Raw genomic sequence first — 19,333 nt, 5'->3', positions numbered from 1 at the left:
GATAATTTCAGTCACAAATTCGTTTTTTCCCTACAAAGCTTGCTCGTTTTTCTGATAGTGAGAAAGGATGACAAACGAGCATAATGAGTTAAGTTAATGTGTTCACAAAATAAATGGCGAATGTAAGAATATCTATCAAGTTCACGAAAAATTCACGAACATTTACACGGATATTCACATTTAGGGCGTTCGAAGTCCAGAATAATGTGTACACTGGTATTAAGAGTTAGTTATTTATTATTTTTCATAAGTGATTTTGAATATTTGCAAGGGGGGATCAGCTTTAGCGAGTTGGAAAGTTGATTGGACAAAAAAAGTGTAAAGAAAAATACGGAGGTGGACAAGTTGAAATTATCAAGAAGAGGTTTTCTTAAAGCGTCAGCAGCGACAGGGTTATTTGCAGCAGGAGCCGCATCAGCAAAACCGGCTTTGAATGCGTTCTCAACCAAAACAGAGGCAAGCCAGGAAAACAAAGAGCAAGGTGAATGGATCGCAAGCGTTTGTCAAGGTTGTACGGCATGGTGTGCTGTTCAAGTCTACAGAATTGATGGACGAGCAACAAAGGTCAGAGGTAATCCGAATGCGAAAGCGAATCATGGTCATTCCTGTGTGCGTTCACATATTGGACTGCAGCAAGTATACGATCCGGACCGCGTAAAGCAGCCGATGAAGCGTACAAATCCAAACAAAGGCCGCGATGAAGATCCGGAATTTGTACCGATCAGCTGGGAAGAAGCAATGGATACGATTGCCGATAAAATCATTGAACTTCGTGAGAATAACGAAACACACAAATTCAGCGTTTGGCGCGGACGTTATACATCTAACAATGGCATTCTCTACGGAAATATGCCAAAGATTATCGGTTCACCAAATAATATTTCTCACAGCTCCATCTGTGCTGAATCCGAGAAATTCGGACGCTATTACACAGAACGCTACTGGGGTTATGCTGACTACGATCATGAAAATGCTCTTTATGAAATCTTCTGGGGCGGCGATCCGATTGCAACAAACCGTCAAGTGCCACATACGGCGAGTATTTGGGGAGAGTTGTCCGACAGAGCAACGCTTGCATGTGTAGACCCACGATTCTCAACAACTGCTGCTAAATCAGATGAATGGATGCCGGTTATTCCGGGTGAAGACGGTGCGATTGCATCTGCTATTGCGCACGTTATCTTAACTGAAGGCGTTTGGTATAAGCCGTTCGTCGGTGACTTCAAAGATGGACAAAACCGATTCGTTGAAGGCCGCGATGTGAATGAAGATGACTTTGAAGAAATTCAGACACACGGACTTGTAAAATGGTGGAATCTAGAACTGAAAGATAAGACGCCTGAATGGGCAGCTGAACGCTCCGGTATCGATGCTGATCAAATTTACCGCGTAGCAAGAGGATTTGCAAATGCTGCACCAAAGGCAATCTCGTTCTCATCACCAGGATCAAGTATGACAATCCGCGGCGGTTACACAGCGATGACACAAGCAGCCTTAAACGGCCTTGTCGGTTCTGCAGATAACTTAGGTGGAGTCATCAGTAATGGGATCTCTGTTCCAAATAACGGCTTCCCGGATCCATCCGATTATATTGATGAGATTGCAGCGAATGGTTTAGAGCAAGACCGCATTGACTGGGGAGGAAGGCTGGAATTCCCTGCACTGAAAGATAGCAAATCCGGTGGGGTTAAAGTAACGAATACCGTTGCTGATGCCGTACTTGCAGAAGATCCTTACAATTTAAAAGTCGTATTGAGCTATTGGACGAACTTCAATTTCTCCAACCAAGGAACGGATCGTTGGGACAGAGCTTTGGCCAAGATTCCATTCATGGTGCATATGACTGTCAATCCGGCTGAACAAACGCATTTTGCAGATATTGTCCTTCCGGTTCCGCACTCGCAGTTTGAGCGTCAAAGCCCGGTTGCAGGCAGTAACGGTAATCTCCACAGACACTTGCATTTGCAAAATAAAGTCATTGAATCACCATTTGATATCCGGGTTGATGAAACTGAAATTCCATGGATGATCGGTGAATCACTTGAGAAAAAAGGATATTCCAACCTGATTGATTATTTCCGTAATGAATTCAGAGACCCTGAAACGGGTGAAGCACCAACAAACGCCGCAGAATTCGATGAAATTGCAACGAAACATTACACACATCCAGTCTGGGACCCAACTTTTGAAAAAGATGGCGATCAGATCGATGGTTGGGAAGAATATAAGCGATTGGGAACATGGAACACCAATAAATATGAGTTCCGTCAAAAGTGGGATGGAAATTGGGGAACAGAAACCGGACAGTTTGAGTTTTACAGTGAGACTTTAAAAGTGGCATTACAAGATCATGCAGACAAACACAATGCAAGCATTGATGATGTTATGGAGGCCACATTCAATACAGCAAAAGGTGAATTGGCATTTGTACCTCACTATGAACCGGCGATGCGTGTAGGTGACGAATCCGAATATCCGCTGATCTTCATGGAACACCGTTCAAAACTGAATCGTGAAGCGCGATCAGCAAATACAAGTTGGTACCAGGAATTTAAGGATATCGACCTTGGTGATGAAGCATGGGATGATGTGGCAAAATTGAATCCAAAGGATGCTGCAGAACTTGGTATTCAAAACGGTGATATGGTCCGTTTGGTTACGCCTGAAGGTCAAATCGAAGTCAAAGCCAAGCTCTGGGAAGGTACACGTCCAGGAGTTGTTGCCAAATGTTACGGACAAGGTCACTGGGCATATGGCCATATCGCTTCACTTGATCGTCGCCGTCAAATCGCCAGAGGCGGGAACAACAACATTATCCTCGCTCCTGTGCACGAAGCATTAAGCGGAAGCGGTGCAAGACACGGTGGACAGACCCGAGTAAGAGTAGAGAAAGTATAAGTTAGAGACATTATGCGGAGGTGAAACAAATGGCTAAGAAAAATTATGCAATGACGATAGATTTACAGGCGTGTATCGGCTGTGCCGGCTGTGCGGTCACTTGTAAAAACGAGAACAATACAGACGACGGTGTCAATTGGATGCACTATACAAAAAAGGAATCCGGACAGTTTCCGAATATCCGATACGATTTCATGCCAACCCTTTGTAATCACTGTGATCATGCGCCATGTGTCATGGCGTGCCCGGTCACAGCGATGTACAAAGATGAGGATGGATTAACGCTGCATGACGCAGACCGGTGTATTGGTTGTAAAGCATGTATGACAGCATGCCCGTATGGTGTTATTTCCTTTAATAAAAAGGATCCGCACCAGTACTGGAATGAAAACAATGCATGGAGTGAGCTTTCAGCTACACCGAAAGAAGTACAAGAAAGTGCTGGAGCAGATCTGCCATATTACAACCCGGAACGTGATTATAACTACGAAGCAATTCGCTATCGCGGAATCGTTGAGAAATGTCAGTTCTGTGATCACAGACTAGCTCGCGATGAACAGCCATACTGTGTAGAGAGATGTCCATCTGAAGCGATGTATGTCGGCGACTTGAACGATCCGGATGACAAAATTCATGAGCTGTTAAAATACAGTCATGAAGGGTTAAAAGAAGAGCTTGGAACGAAGCCAAAAGTCTTCTACTTGCGAAAGTTCAGTAAATAATCGACTTTGAAGGACGTGATCATCATGAGTAATGCAGAATTAGGAGAGTTCCATTATAAAGCCAATCTCTTCAAAGTATTAAGCGAATTGTATAAAGAGCCGGGTGCGGATTTACCCGGCTACATGGACTATTTAATCGAGGCCTTGGAAGAACTTCAACCTGCATTGGCTCTGAAGGCCGAAGATCTGGCTGATGAACTCGATAAATATCAACTGTCGCATAATGAGAATAAATTAGTCATTGATTATGCCAAGCTTTTTGTCGGGCCTTTCGATATGAAAGCACCGCCATATGGATCGGTTTATTTGGATGATGGTCGACGTTTGATGGGTGATTCGACGACTGCTGTAGAGAAATTCTACAGTGAAACAGGCGTCGAGAAACTGAATGTCTATCATCAGCCGGCAGATCATATTTCTGTGGAGCTTGAATTTATGTACTACCTGTATTTCAAATATGTAGAGTCAGGAGAATTGAAATACTTAGATAGAATGCAGCGCTTTATGCAGCAGTTTTTGTTTACATGGATCTTCAAGTTCGCGAAGAAGATACGGGAAAATGCTAATGAACCGTTTTATTTAAAGCTGGCTCAATTGACAGAGGAAATCATCGAATGGGAAGCGCATCAATTGGAAATACAGGTGTGACCCACAACAAAAGGAGGGAAAGCAATATGTCTGCTCAAAATAAAATGAAACCAGTCACGTTAGCTGCACTGATCGGAGTATTAGTCTTACTCGGTCTCGGGATCTTCGGTTCAGTCAATACGTTGGTACAAGGGCAAACGCTTTTTGGATCATCGGATGAAGTACCTTGGAACTTATTAATCGTGGCTTACGTATTTCTCGCTTTGATGGCGAGTGGGATGTGTATGTTCGCATCAGCAACGCATTTGCTTGGAGCAAAGCAGTATCAGTTTTTAGGAAAGAGAGCGATCTTTCTTGCGATTATCGTGGTGATTCCTGCTCTTGTTGTTCTTTCAATGGAGCTTGGAAGACTCGATCGTGTTTACCAATTCATTTTGAATCCAAATCCACAAGCACCAATGTGGTGGATGGGTGTCGTTTATGGAATTTATGTAGTACTTTTGCTTGTTGAATTTGCAGCGATGCATCTTAAGAACAAGAAATTGATGCACTACATGTCCTACTTCACTCTTGCCGGTGCTATTGCTGCAACAAGTGTATTGGGCGGTATCTTTGCAGTAACCTATCAACGTCCTTTCTGGGCAGGGGATGCAACAAGCGTATTCTTCGTTCTTTCAGCAGCGCTCTCTGGTGTTGCACTCTTAATCATCGTAGCTTATCTTACTGCTCAAGTAAGCGGCAAAAAGAGAGAACAGCTTGTGCGCAGCAATATGACAGGACTGACGAAAATTATGGGAGCCGGGATTATTATTGCGCTGGGATTTAACGCATGGCGCATGATTGCACTCTCTTACACAGGTTCTTTGGATTATGAATTGCTCTTAAGCGGGCAATATGCCTTGATGTACTGGGGTGGAGCAATTGCTTTGGGCTTGATTATACCTCTTATTATGATCATAGCCACAAGAAATCCGGCAGTAGTTATGACAGCATCTGCTTTTGTGATTATCGGGATGTTCATGGATAAATATGTTACAATTATTGGTGGACAACTGGTCCAGCCATATACAACGCTCACTGAAGTAGCAACATACTCCACGACACCAACTGAATGGTTTATCTTTGTTGGGGGTATGGCCGGATCTGTCCTTCTTTACATGATCGGGGTTAAGTATCTCAAACTCGATGAAACACCTGGACATGAGGAAGAAATGGAAGCAGAATTGGTTAATCAGAATAAAGCAGGATAATCATAAAAGAGCCCGCAGCGCGGGCTCTTTTTGATTTTTCGATTAATCTTCTTTTTTCGGAAACCAAGGTACGAAATTATTTGTTTCCCGCTTGTACTGCTGATAGTCCTGATTGTCTTTATAGCGTTCGTCAAGAAACGGCACGCCGGACACTCTGAGGAGCAGGAAGTTGATAAACAATGCGCTGAAGACGGCTGTCCAACCGAGTTCAACAGGAAGGACAATCAGGAAAATCCCCCACCACATGGTTGCTTCACCAAAGTAGTTCGGATGACGCGTATAGCGCCAAACGCCGGATTTAAGAATTTGCTCAGGATGTGTTTTATTCTTCTTGAACTTCTGGAGCTGAGCATCGCCAACGACTTGGAAGAAGAAACCGACAAGCCATACGAGAATACCTGCGATCATAAAGAAGTCCACGCCCGGTCCGTCAGATGCATGGACGCGCAAAATCGGATAGGCCAACAGCAGCATAAACGCTCCCTGCAGCATGAATACGCGGAAAAATGCTTTCCGTACGGCGTGCTTTCCCCAGTTCTTGCGGAAATTCTGATAGCGGTAATCTTCTCCCCGGCCAATCGAACGGATCCAGAGAAAGATCCCGAGCCGGAAACCCCAGACGGTGACGAGTCCCGTCACAATGAGCTGTCTGGTCGTGAACTCCTGTGTCGCGAGCATACTGACCCATGCGGCAATGACAAAGCCGAATCCCCAGGCGATGTCGACAATGGAATTGTCTGTGATGATCTGTGCGATGATAAAAACCGTCGTCATAAACACAAAGATGGCAATAGCGGTATAGAGATACAGTTCAAGCATCATGATTCCACCCTTCAATGGGAAATTGGAAGTTCCTGTTATGGTTTCATTATGAGCCGTTGAGATGATGGAAGTCAAACAAACAACCCTTGGGTACATGTGAAAAGAGCGTGAAGCTCCCACTTTATTGTATAAGCATGGTACAATCAGAGCAAAGGAAATGTATGACACTTATATGAGAATTGAAACAAAGGAGGCAACACGACTATGGAGATGCTGAACCATCGTCAGTTTTATGACATGCTCATGTCTGGCGCCCATGAAATCATTCATCACCAGAAGGAATTGAACGACATTAACGTGTTTCCCGTGGCAGACGGGGATACGGGCAATAACCTCGCCTATTTAATGGAGACCATCATCAGGGAAACGCGCTGGACGGATCCGTCCGTCAAGACCCTCGAAGATGTGAAGCAGGCCTGTATGCGCGGATCTCGCGGGAATTCGGGGATGATCTTTTCCCAGTTTATTATCTCCATGTGCAACTACCTGATCCGGCATGATGAGGTGGCGGCGACACCGTTCCTCGATATGTGTGACGCGTCGGTGGACAGTGCCGTCGGGGCAGTATCTGACCCGAAAGAAGGAACGGTACTGACCGTTATGCAAGCCTGGGTATCGAGTATGAAAGAAGAGCACCATCATACGTCAAATATCGAGCACCTTCTTCAGAAATCCTATGCGATCACCGAGGCGGCAATGGAAAAGACGAAAACGCAGATGGAAGTCTTCCGGATCAATGATGTCGTGGATGCAGGGGCGAAAGGCTTTGTCCATTTTCTCGACGGCCTGATCAAACGTCAGGAGGTTCCTGAGCGCAAGGAAGGAGAGGCCCCGGCATTGTTTGTCGATGAAACGGTGCACGCGATGAAAGAGACGGACGAGATCCCGTTTCGCTACTGCTCCGAATACCTTGTCGAACTCAATCCTCATGAATCCATTGACACACTGCGCCAGTCGATGTCGGAGTACGGTGATTCGATTGTGTTGGTGAGTGACAATCAGCTCGGCAAAGTGCATATCCACACGAATGACCCGGCAGACATTGCCGATATGCTCGTGCAAAAAGGCAAGGTGGTCTATCAGAAGGTTGAAGACATGAGAAGGCAGTATGAGAGCATCTACAGAAGGAAATCACCGATTGCCTTCGTCGTTGATTCTGCCTGTGATCTGCCCAAAGAGCTGTTTGATCACCACCAAATCCATATGATTCCGTTGAATCTTGAAGTGGAATCCTCAAACTATCTCGATAAAGTGACCCTTGATGCAGAGCGCTTCTATGAGATTCTCGATGCCGGTACGACGCAGCCGAAGAGTTCCCAGCCGTCCCTGTTGAGCGTGGAGACGCTTTACAAGTCTCTCTTGCAGCAGTATGATTCGGTGATCTCACTGCACGTCTCCCAAAAATTGAGCGGCACCTTTGATGTATGCAAAAAAGCCGCGGAACAGGTCGATCCTTCCCGCATTCATGTCGTGAACTCGAGAACCCTGTCCGGCGCATTCGGTCTCCTCGCCTATGAAACGGCAGCGGATATCGAGGCGGGAAAATCGTTTGAGGAAGTTAAGGAAGCCCTATATCAGCGCATTGCACGGTCCGAGATTCTGGTCAGTGTGAAGAACTTAAAGCACATGATCCGCGGCGGTCGCGTCAGCCCGCTTCAGGGAAAAGTGGCAAGGCTTCTGAACATGAAGCCGATCGTCTCTGTCGACGGGGACGGGAATTCACTGCTTTACGGGAAGACGTTCTTCTCAAGTTCTAGTGTGGGGAAGATGTTTAAGCAGGTGGAGGCGATTCACAGCCGGCACGGCGTGAAATCGTATGTGCTGTTAAACGCCGGGGCCCCGGAGGCGATGGCGGACTGTGAGGCAAACATGAAGCGCATCACCGGACAGGAGCCGCTGTACACGACGAGCGTGTCACCAGTAATTGGCGGCAATGCCGGCAAGGGGGCCATCAGTGTTGCAATGATGTTGAATGAAGATAACGCGAGGGGTGGCGCTTAACCCCCCTTTTTGAAAAGAGGTGCTCCTTGTGGGGTGCCTCTTTCTTTTTGCCGTCACAGCTTCGGAGATTCATGTGTGGTCAGACTGTTTAACGGGCGTTTGACGTCTTTCGTGGTTTTAGCTGTGTACAGGCGCTGATTGGACTTCAGCTGCCGGATGGATTCAAGGAGTGCAGGCCGTTTGTCTTTCGGGAACGACCAGACATAGCGGAGGAACTCCGTGTTCAGACGCTCGTGGTTACCTTCAGTCATATCCGGTCTCGGCTTGTTTCTGTACTGGATCCGACGTTTGAGAACGTGATAGAGGCAAACATAGCGGCTCCGGTCAAGAAAGATGACTGTATCGGCAGCTTCAAGGCGGATACCCATCGTCGCGCCGTAATTGCCGTCAAGAATCCAGCTGTCACGACGGACGATCTCTTCTTGCAGCCTGATTTGGTCCTCGCGGCTCGCGAGGATCCAGCCGGGTTTCCACATGAGCCGGTCCAGGTGATACAAAGGAAGGTCAAGGGCGTCAGAGAGTGCCCGTGCAAAGGTCGATTTGCCCGCGCCTGGTGAGCCGATGATGGCGATTCGTTTCATGGATGGATCCTCCTTTCCATACTGTGATCAAGATGAACATTTATTATCCGGTTTCAGAGTGGGACTGTCAACGTTGTAATACCGAAAAAAGCCCGGCCAGTCCGAAAAGGATCGGGTGACCGGGTGAAGGCTCTTCAGTCTTCAACAAGATTGATGAAACTGTCTTCGGTATCAGGCTTCTCTTCTATGAAGCCGCTCTCGTAGAGCCAGTCGATGGTGGCCTGCCAGTCGTCGGCGTACTGACTGCCGAAAGTGGCGCCGTCAAGGGTCATTTTTTCGAGGAGGATCCCGAGACTCTCTTCTTCCACTTCTCGGATCAGCGGGAAGTTCTCCTGATCTTCGTGCGTAAAGAGGACGTCAAGGCTTCCGTCAGGATCCGCCTGCATGTCATCAAATCCGCGGGATGCGGCACGCCAAAAGGCTTCGATGAGCGGCTGGTTTTCATCCAGGGTCTCTTCGCTTGTGACCATGACGAGTTCATAAAACGGCGGGACCCCGTAGTCCACCGGATTAAAGTAATGAACCTCATGTCCCTGATAACGGAGAACCGGTACTTCGTGATTGATATACGCCCCAGATACGGCGTCAACGCGACCGGACACGGCGGATGAGCCGAGTTCAAAGCCGACATCGATGAGTTCCACCTCATTAGGGTCCCCGCCGGCATGGCGAACCATCGTGTCGATCATCGGTTCGTTGACGGGGATCCCCGGATAGCCGACCTGTTTTCCTGCGAGGTCTGCCGGGGATTCGATCGCGTCATCGGTATAAATAATATGGTTCAAAGGCGAACGGGCAATGGCGGCGATGGAGACGACGGGAATCCCCTGGTTCCTTGCCGTGATGACGTCAGGCTGATAGGTGATGCCAATCGTGATATCTCCCGTCGCAGCAAGGGAGAGGGGGTCTGTCGGATTTGCAGGGAAACGGATCGAAAGCTCGATCCCCTCCTCTTCAAAGTAGCCTTGTTCCATGGCGGTGTAGAGATAGCTGTGAACGGCATTCGGGTACCAGTCGAGCATAATGGATACGTCTTCAAGCTCCTGATCCTCCGTTGCTTCAACGTCTGTCGAAGAATCGGCAGAACAGGCAGTGAGAAACAGAGCCATACTTGCTGTGAGCAGGTGTTTGATCGTCATGAGGAAGTCCTCCCTTTCAAGGTGTAATATTCGAGTACTTTAACAGCCAAAAACAACAGAATGCCAAGCAGTGACAACAGGACGATGGGGGCGAAGACGCCGGCCCCGTCCATCTGGGTCATCATCCGGCGGCTGAAGTAGCCGAGCCCGCGGCTCGCCCCGAGCCATTCCCCGATGGCAGCACCGATGACGCTCAATGTGACGGCGACCTTCAGACCGGAATAAAAGGCGGGCAAAGAGGCAGGGACGGTGAGCTTCATGAACAGTTGTCGCTTCGATGCCCCCATCGTTTTCAAGAGGTCCTGCATATCCCGGTTCACCTGCCGGATCCCGTCGAAGGTGTTAACGGTAATCGGGAAAAAGGTGATGAGCACGGTGACGGCAACTTTGCTCCACATGCTGTAGCCAAACCAGAGTACGAAGATCGGCGCGAGGGCGATGATCGGAATCGTCTGTGAGGCGATGATGATCGGGTAAAACGTCCGCTCTGCGGTGGGGCTCATCGTCATCCATACGGCAAGGGCGACGCCAAATACGGTGGAGATCAGGAGGCCGGTCAGGATGACGGCGAGAGTCGCCGGGAGATGCACAAGCATGAGCACATCGGCGAGTTCGTAAAGCCTGACGATGATGGCCGACGGTGCAGGCAAGATAAACGACCGGTCATACAGACGCGCTCCGGTTTCCCAAACGGCGAGAAATACGGCTGTGAGCAACAGGGAACCGCCGTACAGGCTGAGGAGTCTTTTACAGGTCTTCATCAGGCATCTCCTCCGTTTCTGAGATCGTTCAAAAGCGCTGTTTTCAGGTTGAGGAATGCCTCATCACGGCGGTGTGCATCGGTTCTCGGTCTTGGAATCGGGACGTCGATGTGCCGGATGGCATCAGTCCCCGAGCGGCCGGTCATGAGGACGATCCGGTCCGAGAGAAACAGAGCTTCTTCAATGTCGTGCGTGATAAACACGATGGTCCGCTCAAGGGATTGCCACTGCTTGAGGAGCCATGCCTGCATGTGAAAGCGGGTGATGGAATCGAGTGCGCTGAACGGTTCATCAAGGAGAAGGAGGCGTTTGCCACCGGCGATGGCCCGTAAGAAGCTGACACGCTGCCGCATGCCGCCTGACAGTTCGTGCGGATAGCGGTCCTCGGTTCCGCCGAGCCCGAACTGCGTGAGGAGGGTGCGGATCTCCTCTTTAGCCTGACGGCGGTTGACCCCCTGAATCTCGAGGGGTAAAAGGCCGTTCTCAAGGACGGTGCGCCAACTCATTAACAGGTCTTCCTGGGGCATATAGCCCGTCTCACCGGGCTGAACCGGCTTTCCCCTGATCAGAATGTCGCCGGAGTCAGGTTGCTCGAGTCCGGCGGCGAGACGGAAGAAGGTTGATTTACCTACACCGCTCGGCCCGAGAATCGAGAGGAACTCGCCATGATTCACGTGGAGGCTCAGGCTGTTAAACAGACAGATTTGCTTTCCGTTTTGTTCATAGGAGAATGACACGTTCTCGAATGCGAGATCCGGGATATTCGTTACAGGTGTCATGGGTTCTCTGCTCCTTTCTGAATCAGAATGCCACGCAAAAAACCACCTGCCTGAACGTCGGCAAGTGGTTTGAAAATCGGATAAAACCGGGGTGTTTCGCCATTGGCGTTGCCCGTTTTCCCGCCACTTCCCTCCGCCGGTACGAACCGGATCAGGTTGTTGGGGTTAAGGCGCATCGCCTCTCTCAGCCGCATTTGGCACCCCCAGTGGTCGTTCAATGTGGTTGTTATGTCGTATACCTTATCACATTTTCAGAAAAGTGCAAGCGGCACGTTTTGGTTTGCAACATGGCAGGATTGTGATACGATACGGATTGTAAGCTTGACAGATGAATCACAAAAACCACTAGGGGTGCTCGTTATTGAGCTGAGAGAGGCTGTTCACGCCTTAACCCTCCTAACCTGATCTGGATTATACCAGCGTAGGAAAGTGGTGAAGGCACTGTTCCGGGTGTTCCGGATCACCTGCATTCACTCGTACACACCACTTCTTACTGCTACGCAGTCTGGGAGTGGTTTTTTGTATTCATCCCATTTTGAACAAATCGAAAGGGTGATGAACAAATGACATTCAGTGATCGATTGCGATCAAAACTCGGGCCGGTCTGGCGGCAGAATCATGAGCACCCGTTTGTCAAGGGTCTCGGGAGCGGTGAACTCGAAGAAACGAAGTTCCGGTTCTTTATGGTTCAGGACTATCTGTACCTCATCGAGTATGCCAAGCTGTTTGCCATTGGTACGGTCAAGGCGACGGATCTGAAGACGATGCAGACGTTTGCGACGCTCCTTGAGAGTACGATGAACTCGGAGATGGCGCTGCACAGGGAGTACGCAAAGGAATTCGGGATTTCTGAAGAAGAGCTTGAACAGGCGGAGCCTTCACCTGTCACGCTCGCCTATACGCACTATATGCTTCACGTCGGGAATAACGGCGGGCTCGCAGAGCTCGTTGCGGCGCTGTTGCCGTGTATGTGGAGCTATGCCGAGATCGGCAAAGAACTCGAAGGAGTTCCGGGGGCCGTGGAAGGTCCATACGGAGAATGGATCCGTACTTACGCCGATGAGGAGTTTCAGTCGCTGAACAGACAGACCATTGATCTGTTGGATGAGCTCGCAGAAGGTAAACCGGAGCGGGAACTGAAGCGTTTGGAAGAGATCTTTTTAAATACAACGAGGTTTGAATATTTATTTTGGGACATGTCCTACAAAGAGGATATGTGGCCTGAGGGGGAAGAAGCATGAAACGATGGATGACGACTGTGGCAGCGATGGGTTTATTGACCGTCGCCGGCTGTCAGGCGGCGAATGAGGACAATGGCAATGAAACGGCAGACGGGGATCCGGAAGAGCTCGTGCTGGGGTTTTTCCCATCAACGGACTCAGATCAGGTGACGACGAGAATTGAGCCGATGGCTGATCAGCTCTCTGAAGCACTCGGGATGCCGGTGCGCGGAGAGGTAATGACGAATTATTCGGCCCTCGTTGAAGCGATGGGAAGCGGGCAGGTGCATGTCGGATTCATTCCCGCTTTTGCCTATATTCTGGCGAATGAGCGGCACGACATTGAGGTGATCCTCAAGTCCCTCCGTGACGGGGAAGACAGTTACCGTTCGCAGTTTGTCGTGCGGGCAGATGCTGACTATGAGACCGTTGCCGATCTTGAAGGAGCGATCTGGGCCTTTCCCGATGTTGCCTCGACGAGCGGGTATTTGTTTCCGGCCACTCAGATTCGTAACGAGCTCGGGATGAGTGAGGATGCTTTTTTCGGCGACCTTCTTGAAGCAGGGACGCATGATAATGCGCTCGTGTCGGTCATGGACGGCAATGCCGATGTGGCAACGACCTTTGAAGATGCCCGCGTCCGGATAGAGGATGACTATCCGGATGTGTATGATGAGGAAAACGGACTCCGCCAGCTCAGTTTCACGGATCCGATTCCAAACGATACGATTTCGGTCATTCCGGAGCTCTCCGCGGAGCTCGTCGCAGCGATTGAAAAAGCCTTCCTCTCGTTTAATGACGATGATGACATCCTGGCGATTATGGAAGAAGTATACCGCTGGGACGGGATTACGGAAGCGTCTGATGAGGAGTATGACATCATCAGACAGACTTATGAGAATTTCTCCGACGAAATCGATCCGTTGGAGTAAAGGCAGTTGAAGCAAGGGGGGATGGGCATGATCCGTTTTGAAGAGGTATCTGTGACATATCCGAATCAGACACCGGCTTTGAAGAAGGTGTCTGCGACGATTGAAGCAGGTGAATGTGTTGCGATCGTCGGACTCTCCGGAGCGGGGAAGTCGACGCTGATCCGCACGGTGAACGGACTGGTGCCGGTCACATCCGGTGAGATCACCGTCGATGGTCATGCCGTTTCAGCGATGGCAAAGAAGGCGATGAGAGAGCTGCGGACGAACGTCGGCATGATTTTTCAGCAGCATAATCTTGTCAGCCGTTCCTCGGTTCTGAGAAACGTCATGGCCGGACGGCTCGGTCATGCCTCAACCCTACGAAGCACCCTCAATCTTCATGCGAAATCGGATATAGCCCTTGCCTATGGAGCCTTGAAGCGCCTTGGCATGGGGGAATATGTGCATACGAGAGCCGATCAGCTGAGCGGCGGACAGCAGCAGCGAGTGGCGATTGCGAGGGCCCTCGCGCAGGAACCGAAGATCCTCCTTGCCGATGAGCCGGTGGCGAGTCTTGATCCGCCAACGGTCCATCAGGTGATGCGGGACATCAGGCGGATCAATCAGGAAGACAAGATTACAACGATCATCAACCTGCATATGGTGGATGTGGCCCTGATGTATGCAGACCGTCTGATCGGACTGAAGGACGGGGAAGTCGTCTTTGACGGTCCGGTCTCTGAGGTGACCGATGACGTCCTGACCGGGATTTATGGGCGTCCTGTCCGTCCTGAGGATACGCTGGAAGGAGCGGCCCGCCGTGCATCCACCTGAGCAGAAATCCGTCAACCGGGTGCCGGATCTCATCGGGGCAAAAACGAAACGGACGGTTACCGGCACATTGGTTGTCATTACGCTAATGTATCTGTTTGCGACGGGGTTTACCGGCGCCTCTCCTGCGGAGCTGTGGGAGGGACTGCCGGATTTGTGGCGGCTTATGCAGGATTTCTTTCCGCCGAACTGGGGGTATCTGCCGGAAGCGTTCTCCCGTCTTTTGGAGACCGTTCAGATGGCGATTATCGCGACGACCGTCGCCGCGTTTGCCGCGTTGCCTCTTGCGCTGTTCGGCGCAGCAAATCTTGCTCCTTCCCGCAGTTTGTCGGTTTCGATCAAGCAGGGGATGAACCTGCTGCGGACGATCCCGGATCTGCTATTGGCGGTGATTTTTATCGGCATGTTCGGTGTCGGTGTCTTCTCCGGCGTCATGGCACTGATTATCGTGTCGACGGGGATCCTTGTGAAGCTCACTTCTGAAGCCGCAGAAGCCATTCAGCCTGGGCCCGTCGAGGCGGTCAGGGCAAGTGGGGCCAACCTGATTCAGGTGATGGCCTATGGCGTCGTGCCCCAGCTGTTGCCTCAGTTTACGTCCTACGCCCTGTACGTGTTTGAGATTAACGTCCGGGCCTCTCTTGTCCTTGGTTTTGTCGGTGCAGGGGGGATCGGGCAGCTCTTGCAGCGGTCCATCAGTTTTTTCCGGTACGATGATGCGCTCATGGTGGTTCTTGTGATTTTTGCGGCCGTTGTTGTGATCGACCGGATCAGCCTCACGGTTCGAAAGGGGCTGATCTGATGAAGAGCGATGACAGACAACCGGTTCTTCCACCGAAGCGGAATGTGCCGCTTCGAAAACGGATCAGGCTGTGGCTCGTGATCATGGTTCTGACATCGATGTATACCTGGACTTTTCTTTCGGTGAACATTGACTGGTCAAGGGTGTTCAGTGAACAGACCCTGTCGAATATGGGGCGGGTTCTGCCGCAGCTGTTCAGGCCAGACTGGTCTTCGGCAGGTGAATCCCTTGTCTGGATGGGTGAAACCCTTGCAATGGCGTACCTCGGTACGCTTATGGCCATGGGAATGGCTTTACTGTTTGCGTTTGTCGCAGCGGAAAACGTTGTCCCGGTCCGTCTCATCAACGGGGTAACCCGGCTCGGTCTCGGCGGGATCAGGGCATTTCCGGATCTGATGCTCGCGCTTTTGTTTGTCGCAGCAGTGGGGCCGTCCCCTTTCGCCGGGGTGCTGGCCATCTTTATCAGTTCCATCGGTATGATGGGCAAGCTGTTCTTTGAAGCGATGGAGACGGCACAACCGGGGCCCGTGGAGGCGCTTCGTGCCAACGGGGCCAACCGTATTCAGGTCTTCGTTTACGGGATGCTGCCTCAAGTGCTTCCTGTTATTTTGTCGATTACGCTTTACCGGTTCGAAATCAATATCCGTTCGTCGGCGGTGCTGGGACTTGTCGGTGCAGGGGGCATTGGCACGATGATCCAGCTTTCGACTATGAACCGCAACTGGGATGAGGTGGGGATGGCCCTGTTGACGATTATCCTTGTCGTCTCACTCCTTGACTGGATCAGTTCAAAGCTGAGACAAAAGCTTGTTTAAATGGCGGGTTGAAGAGGTCCTGAGACAAACTCAGGGCTTTTTCATTTGGATGGATTTATTGTGAGGATGTGAACAAGATCGTGCTATAATAAGAAAAGATGAAAACAGAGTGGAGGAGAAGGATATGGACAATGTTATTGCTGGTGTTTCGGACGTTGTATTGCCTTTTGATTGGACGTATACGGCGCTTCGAAAGCTTGCCCTGATCAATTTTGAAAAGGATCCGGATGCGTACTATGTCGCGTTGGAACCGCAGTGGCTTGCACAGTCTCATGGAGAGACGGGACACCGCATTGTGGCATACCGCACGGACGGGTTCGTCGATGTGTATGACGATCCAAAAGTGGATGCATGTGATGAAGCAAGTTTTGCCGTGACGGGGAAAGGTCTCTGTGAGCGGGTCGTGACGGAGATTCGTGACATGAGCATGACACAGACGGAGACAGGACTTGCACTGAGTTTCGCGTTCATGGATAAATACGGGCGACAGGTCAAAGCGAAGGTAACTGAACGGACAAAGCGCTCTACGACAGGGATCGATTTGTTGGCACCTGTCGGTTCGTCTTCAGAACACCCGCGCTACCTGCCGGTCTTTTTTCTGTACGGATTTGATTTCGTCCGAAAACGGGGGACGGACGTTGAGATCCGGATCGGGGAGAAAGACATGCGGCTTGACCCCTTTCCGGCACCTGTGCCAAAAGACGCTCAATGGCGCTACTACATGCGTTACAGCAACGATTGTCAGATCATCGAGTTGTTGAAAGCGAAAGCGGGTGACCTGCGATTTCGGAGGCCGACTCACGACGGAACCGTGACTGAAGAGAAGACTCTCTACCGCTTCAATGAGAACCGCGAGCTTTTGAGCGTGGAAGCCGTTCATGAACCTCATTCGTTCAGGATGTCCTTTCCGGAAGGGTTTCCGGATGTGTTGAACCTTGACGATCAGACATTGTACGAAGGCATCTTCCGTATCGATGCTGAACAAGGGCTGGGTACAATCGGAGGACGGTTTACCGTAAAGCGAACCGGGAGTCGTGTTGACATCACCCTTATCCCGGACGGATGGCAGCCTGTGACGGATTCGATCTTTACGAAAATGATGTTTCAGAAGTCATCGTTATTCTGCTCGTGGCCATCGACGTATCAATACAGCCAGAAGATCGATTTGGAGGAGGAATCCTTTGATTCATCATGGGAACGGATCGGTAACTCAGACTGACTTTTTTTGAAAACAGTGTATTGATCGCCTCTAAAACAGCTGACGCGCAATTTGTCCGCTGTTTTTTTGTATGTCATCGAACCGTTCAGGTGTAAAGCGGATATAAAAGTGATGCAGTGAGCAAAATGGTTGTGACATCTTTCACGAATGGTTTACACTGTATGTACAGTGGGAATTGAAGGTTTGTAGAACGACTACGATTGGGAGGCGAAATCAATGAATCAGTTCACCATAATCGGCGGCGGTGTGGTTGGTGCGTGTCTTGCAAGAGAGCTCTCGGTCCTGTCAGACCGTGTTGTGCTCATTGAAAAAGAGGAAGCTCCTGCCAAGGTGCAGACGGTTCACAACAGTGCCCTTGTCCATTCCCCCATGATGGTGCCATCGAAAAAAGGAGCACTCAAGGCAAGACTGGCAAGACGCGGAAACCGGATGTATCAGGGGCTGGCAAGCGATTGGTCGATTCCGGTGTTTACTGATGGCGGGCTTCTGTTGGCCATGAATGACCGCGAGGAAGCGCTGCTTGAAACGATGATCACAGAAGCCGAAAATGACGGTGATGCTGTCTATGAGCGCATGACACGCAAAGCCATTTTGAAAGCGGAACCAAATGTGAACAGAGACGTGAAAAGCGGTCTCTTTTTACCGGAAGCGATCAGTGCCGACACAGCTTTTATCACGAACCGGGCGATTGAGGAAGCGAAGAGCCGTGGAGCGAAGATTTACACAGGAACAGAAGTGACGGATATCGATGTGCAGTCGGAATCCTTTATTCTGCATACGGCGAGCGGCGGGAAGATCGAAACCCGTTGGGTGATTAATGCAGCGGGAATCGGGGCTGCAGGAATTGCAGGTTTGATCGAAGAACAGGTAACTTACGAGAACCGGTTTGTAAAGGGTGATTATCTCGTTCTCGATCAGGACGCAGCCGGCTGGGCCAGTCACATCCTGTACCCGATCCCGACCCTTGAAACGAAAGGCATTCTGGTGATCCCGCAGCCGGACGGAACGACTAGACTCGGGCCGACTGCCGTTGAAATCACCTCCAAAGACGAAGCATGTATGCGTGATGAGGATGAAGCGTTGATCAGGCAGGAGATTGAACGGATGATGACGAATGTCCCTTATCATCGTGTCTTCAGGCATTATACGGGGATTCGATCCTCCTTGAAAGAAAGCGACGATTTCTATATTAAGCCGTCCCGTGAACATCCGCAGTTCTTCCATGTGGCGGGGATCGATTCGCCAGGTGTCACAGCAGCTCCGGCCATTGCGGAATATGTCGCTGAACAGATCAGGATGTCTTCCTGAGACAGCATACGGCCAAGCAGTGTTGCTCTTTTTTCAGGATTCAGCTATGCTCATTATGATTGTGAATGGAGAGGAGCGAAACCTGTTGAAAGCTACGAGAGGGCAACTGGAGTTGGCATTGAGCACGAAGATCACCCAATGGGAAAAAGACTACCTCGGGCGTGGGTCCGTCTCTTGTAAATGTGACCTGATCCGGGACATGGCGATTGTCACGCTTGATGGAATCCTGACCAAGGCGGAAATGGAACTGTCAAAGGACCGCTCAGGAAGAGAGCAGACAAAGAAATTCAGGAACGACCTGGTTGAATCAGGCAGGCATGATCTTGAGCAGATGGTTTATGAGATACTGCAGACATCACTCGTATCCATTCATACGGATATCAGCACGAAAACCGGCGAACGGGTCATTGTTTTTAAGTTGTCCGATCCATGGGATCATGCACAAAAGGATTGACATGTCATGCAATCCTATGCATAATAATAAATAGCGAAAACAGCAAATCATCAAAAAAGGAGTCGGGAGCCTCATCTTGAGGAGACCGTTCCTCAAACGATCCTTTGCTGGGGTCGTATAAAGATTCCTTGATTCGGGCGATTGACGGCGGATGAGCTGCTTCAGATGAGGCAGAACAGAACGCATGCAGGCGCACACTCTTTTTGAGTGTGCGCTTTTTTATGCGATTTAAACG

Annotated in this window: 18 protein-coding genes and 2 riboswitches; of the genes, 13 read left to right on the top strand and 5 right to left on the bottom strand. The window is 50.1% G+C overall.

All coding sequences use genetic code 11. The annotated features are described in order from the left end of the window. Positions 1 to 303: 303 nt before the first annotated feature. From BSEL_RS13230 to nrfD, 4 genes are read left to right on the top strand one after another with little or no spacing between them, the layout of a single operon-like run. Entirely contained in the window at positions 304 to 2,898 is a 2,595-nt protein-coding gene (locus BSEL_RS13230; RefSeq protein ID WP_232970462.1) for a molybdopterin-dependent oxidoreductase, read from the top strand. Positions 2,899 to 2,927: 29 nt separating this feature from the next. Beyond that, on the top strand, positions 2,928 to 3,620 hold the full coding sequence (locus BSEL_RS13225) for a 4Fe-4S dicluster domain-containing protein (protein WP_013173527.1): 693 nt from the start codon (positions 2,928 to 2,930) through the stop codon (positions 3,618 to 3,620). Between the two features lie 24 nt (positions 3,621 to 3,644). Beyond that, on the top strand, positions 3,645 to 4,268 hold the full coding sequence (locus tag BSEL_RS13220; protein WP_013173526.1) for a TorD/DmsD family molecular chaperone: 624 nt from the start codon (positions 3,645 to 3,647) through the stop codon (positions 4,266 to 4,268). Between the two features lie 26 nt (positions 4,269 to 4,294). Further along, positions 4,295 to 5,458 carry an NrfD/PsrC family molybdoenzyme membrane anchor subunit gene (gene nrfD / locus BSEL_RS13215; RefSeq protein ID WP_013173525.1) on the top strand — a complete coding sequence of 388 codons (1,164 nt, stop codon included), beginning with the start codon at positions 4,295 to 4,297 and terminating at the stop codon, positions 5,456 to 5,458. A gap of 42 nt (positions 5,459 to 5,500) precedes the next feature. Here nrfD and BSEL_RS13210 read toward each other — a convergent pair whose 3' ends face one another. Continuing rightward, positions 5,501 to 6,280: a DUF1295 domain-containing protein gene (locus tag BSEL_RS13210; RefSeq protein ID WP_177304837.1), complete on the bottom strand. Its 780-nt coding sequence runs from the start codon at positions 6,278 to 6,280 to the stop codon at positions 5,501 to 5,503. A 204-nt stretch (positions 6,281 to 6,484) separates the two neighbouring features. On the opposite strand from BSEL_RS13210, the gene BSEL_RS13205 reads away from it, so the two are divergent. After that, positions 6,485 to 8,281 (top strand): DegV family protein, encoded by a 1,797-nt coding sequence (locus BSEL_RS13205; protein WP_013173523.1) that lies wholly within the window; start codon positions 6,485 to 6,487, stop codon positions 8,279 to 8,281. 53 nt (positions 8,282 to 8,334) lie between these two features. On the opposite strand, the gene BSEL_RS13200 is transcribed toward BSEL_RS13205, so the two are convergent. The 4 genes from BSEL_RS13200 to BSEL_RS13185 form a co-directional block, all read right to left on the bottom strand. Further along, positions 8,335 to 8,862 carry a DNA topology modulation protein gene (locus BSEL_RS13200; protein WP_013173522.1) on the bottom strand — a complete coding sequence of 176 codons (528 nt, stop codon included), beginning with the start codon at positions 8,860 to 8,862 and terminating at the stop codon, positions 8,335 to 8,337. Positions 8,863 to 8,996: 134 nt separating this feature from the next. After that, positions 8,997 to 10,001 carry an ABC transporter substrate-binding protein gene (locus BSEL_RS13195; RefSeq protein ID WP_013173521.1) on the bottom strand — a complete coding sequence of 335 codons (1,005 nt, stop codon included), beginning with the start codon at positions 9,999 to 10,001 and terminating at the stop codon, positions 8,997 to 8,999. Continuing rightward, on the bottom strand, positions 9,998 to 10,762 hold the full coding sequence (locus BSEL_RS13190) for an ABC transporter permease (RefSeq protein ID WP_013173520.1): 765 nt from the start codon (positions 10,760 to 10,762) through the stop codon (positions 9,998 to 10,000). Before BSEL_RS13190 ends, BSEL_RS13195 begins: the two co-directional genes overlap by 4 nt. Then, positions 10,762 to 11,541, bottom strand: coding sequence for an ABC transporter ATP-binding protein (locus BSEL_RS13185; protein ID WP_013173519.1), 780 nt, complete (start codon positions 11,539 to 11,541; stop codon positions 10,762 to 10,764). The genes BSEL_RS13190 and BSEL_RS13185 overlap by 1 nt, the downstream gene beginning before the upstream one ends. Positions 11,542 to 11,652: 111 nt before the next feature. Next, positions 11,653 to 11,756: riboswitch (TPP riboswitch) on the bottom strand. Positions 11,757 to 11,878: 122 nt separating this feature from the next. Continuing rightward, positions 11,879 to 11,986: riboswitch (TPP riboswitch) on the top strand. A 118-nt stretch (positions 11,987 to 12,104) separates the two neighbouring features. On the opposite strand from BSEL_RS13185, the gene tenA reads away from it, so the two are divergent. The 8 genes from tenA to BSEL_RS13140 all read left to right on the top strand — a co-directional run bounded on the left by tenA (position 12,105) and on the right by BSEL_RS13140 (position 19,098). After that, a complete protein-coding gene (gene tenA, locus BSEL_RS13175; RefSeq protein WP_013173518.1) occupies positions 12,105 to 12,782 on the top strand; it encodes a thiaminase II in 678 nt (225 codons plus the stop codon). Continuing rightward, positions 12,779 to 13,693, top strand: coding sequence for a phosphate/phosphite/phosphonate ABC transporter substrate-binding protein (locus BSEL_RS13170; protein WP_013173517.1), 915 nt, complete (start codon positions 12,779 to 12,781; stop codon positions 13,691 to 13,693). The genes tenA and BSEL_RS13170 overlap by 4 nt, the downstream gene beginning before the upstream one ends. 27 nt (positions 13,694 to 13,720) lie before the next feature. Next, a complete protein-coding gene (gene phnC, locus BSEL_RS13165; RefSeq protein ID WP_013173516.1) occupies positions 13,721 to 14,506 on the top strand; it encodes a phosphonate ABC transporter ATP-binding protein in 786 nt (261 codons plus the stop codon). Then, complete coding sequence (gene phnE, locus BSEL_RS13160; protein WP_013173515.1) at positions 14,493 to 15,302, top strand: phosphonate ABC transporter, permease protein PhnE; 810 nt, start codon at positions 14,493 to 14,495, stop codon at positions 15,300 to 15,302. Before phnC ends, phnE (BSEL_RS13160) begins: the two co-directional genes overlap by 14 nt. After that, on the top strand, positions 15,302 to 16,117 hold the full coding sequence (gene phnE, locus BSEL_RS13155) for a phosphonate ABC transporter, permease protein PhnE (RefSeq protein WP_013173514.1): 816 nt from the start codon (positions 15,302 to 15,304) through the stop codon (positions 16,115 to 16,117). The genes phnE (BSEL_RS13160) and phnE (BSEL_RS13155) overlap by 1 nt, the downstream gene beginning before the upstream one ends. A gap of 124 nt (positions 16,118 to 16,241) precedes the next feature. Further along, complete coding sequence (locus BSEL_RS13150; protein ID WP_013173513.1) at positions 16,242 to 17,336, top strand: hypothetical protein; 1,095 nt, start codon at positions 16,242 to 16,244, stop codon at positions 17,334 to 17,336. A gap of 216 nt (positions 17,337 to 17,552) precedes the next feature. Beyond that, positions 17,553 to 18,644, top strand: a complete 1,092-nt coding sequence (locus tag BSEL_RS13145; RefSeq protein WP_013173512.1) for an NAD(P)/FAD-dependent oxidoreductase — start codon at positions 17,553 to 17,555, stop codon at positions 18,642 to 18,644. Positions 18,645 to 18,690: 46 nt separating this feature from the next. Continuing rightward, positions 18,691 to 19,098: a DUF2294 domain-containing protein gene (locus tag BSEL_RS13140; RefSeq protein WP_408643022.1), complete on the top strand. Its 408-nt coding sequence runs from the start codon at positions 18,691 to 18,693 to the stop codon at positions 19,096 to 19,098. Positions 19,099 to 19,333 lie beyond the last annotated feature (235 nt).

Source organism: [Bacillus] selenitireducens MLS10, from assembly GCF_000093085.1.
Classification (GTDB): Bacteria; Bacillota; Bacilli; order Bacillales; family Salisediminibacteriaceae; genus Salisediminibacterium; species Salisediminibacterium selenitireducens.
The sequence above is the reverse complement of the archived record's forward strand: the minus strand, read 5'-3'. Positions and strand labels throughout refer to the sequence as shown.

Coding starts and splice junctions, on each gene's coding strand:
- BSEL_RS13205 (WP_013173523.1), top strand. CDS start 6,485: ATGGAGATGCTGAACCATCGTCAGTTTTATGACATGCTCATGTCTGGC.
- BSEL_RS13190 (WP_013173520.1), bottom strand. CDS start 10,762: ATGAAGACCTGTAAAAGACTCCTCAGCCTGTACGGCGGTTCCCTGTTG.
- nrfD (WP_013173525.1), top strand. CDS start 4,295: ATGTCTGCTCAAAATAAAATGAAACCAGTCACGTTAGCTGCACTGATC.
- BSEL_RS13225 (WP_013173527.1), top strand. CDS start 2,928: ATGGCTAAGAAAAATTATGCAATGACGATAGATTTACAGGCGTGTATC.
- BSEL_RS13185 (WP_013173519.1), bottom strand. CDS start 11,541: ATGACACCTGTAACGAATATCCCGGATCTCGCATTCGAGAACGTGTCA.
- BSEL_RS13220 (WP_013173526.1), top strand. CDS start 3,645: ATGAGTAATGCAGAATTAGGAGAGTTCCATTATAAAGCCAATCTCTTC.
- tenA (WP_013173518.1), top strand. CDS start 12,105: ATGACATTCAGTGATCGATTGCGATCAAAACTCGGGCCGGTCTGGCGG.
- phnC (WP_013173516.1), top strand. CDS start 13,721: ATGATCCGTTTTGAAGAGGTATCTGTGACATATCCGAATCAGACACCG.
- BSEL_RS13195 (WP_013173521.1), bottom strand. CDS start 10,001: ATGACGATCAAACACCTGCTCACAGCAAGTATGGCTCTGTTTCTCACT.
- BSEL_RS13210 (WP_177304837.1), bottom strand. CDS start 6,280: ATGATGCTTGAACTGTATCTCTATACCGCTATTGCCATCTTTGTGTTT.
- BSEL_RS13145 (WP_013173512.1), top strand. CDS start 17,553: ATGAATCAGTTCACCATAATCGGCGGCGGTGTGGTTGGTGCGTGTCTT.
- BSEL_RS13170 (WP_013173517.1), top strand. CDS start 12,779: ATGAAACGATGGATGACGACTGTGGCAGCGATGGGTTTATTGACCGTC.
- BSEL_RS13140 (WP_408643022.1), top strand. CDS start 18,691: ATGCTCATTATGATTGTGAATGGAGAGGAGCGAAACCTGTTGAAAGCT.
- BSEL_RS13200 (WP_013173522.1), bottom strand. CDS start 8,862: ATGAAACGAATCGCCATCATCGGCTCACCAGGCGCGGGCAAATCGACC.
- BSEL_RS13150 (WP_013173513.1), top strand. CDS start 16,242: ATGGACAATGTTATTGCTGGTGTTTCGGACGTTGTATTGCCTTTTGAT.
- phnE (WP_013173514.1), top strand. CDS start 15,302: ATGAAGAGCGATGACAGACAACCGGTTCTTCCACCGAAGCGGAATGTG.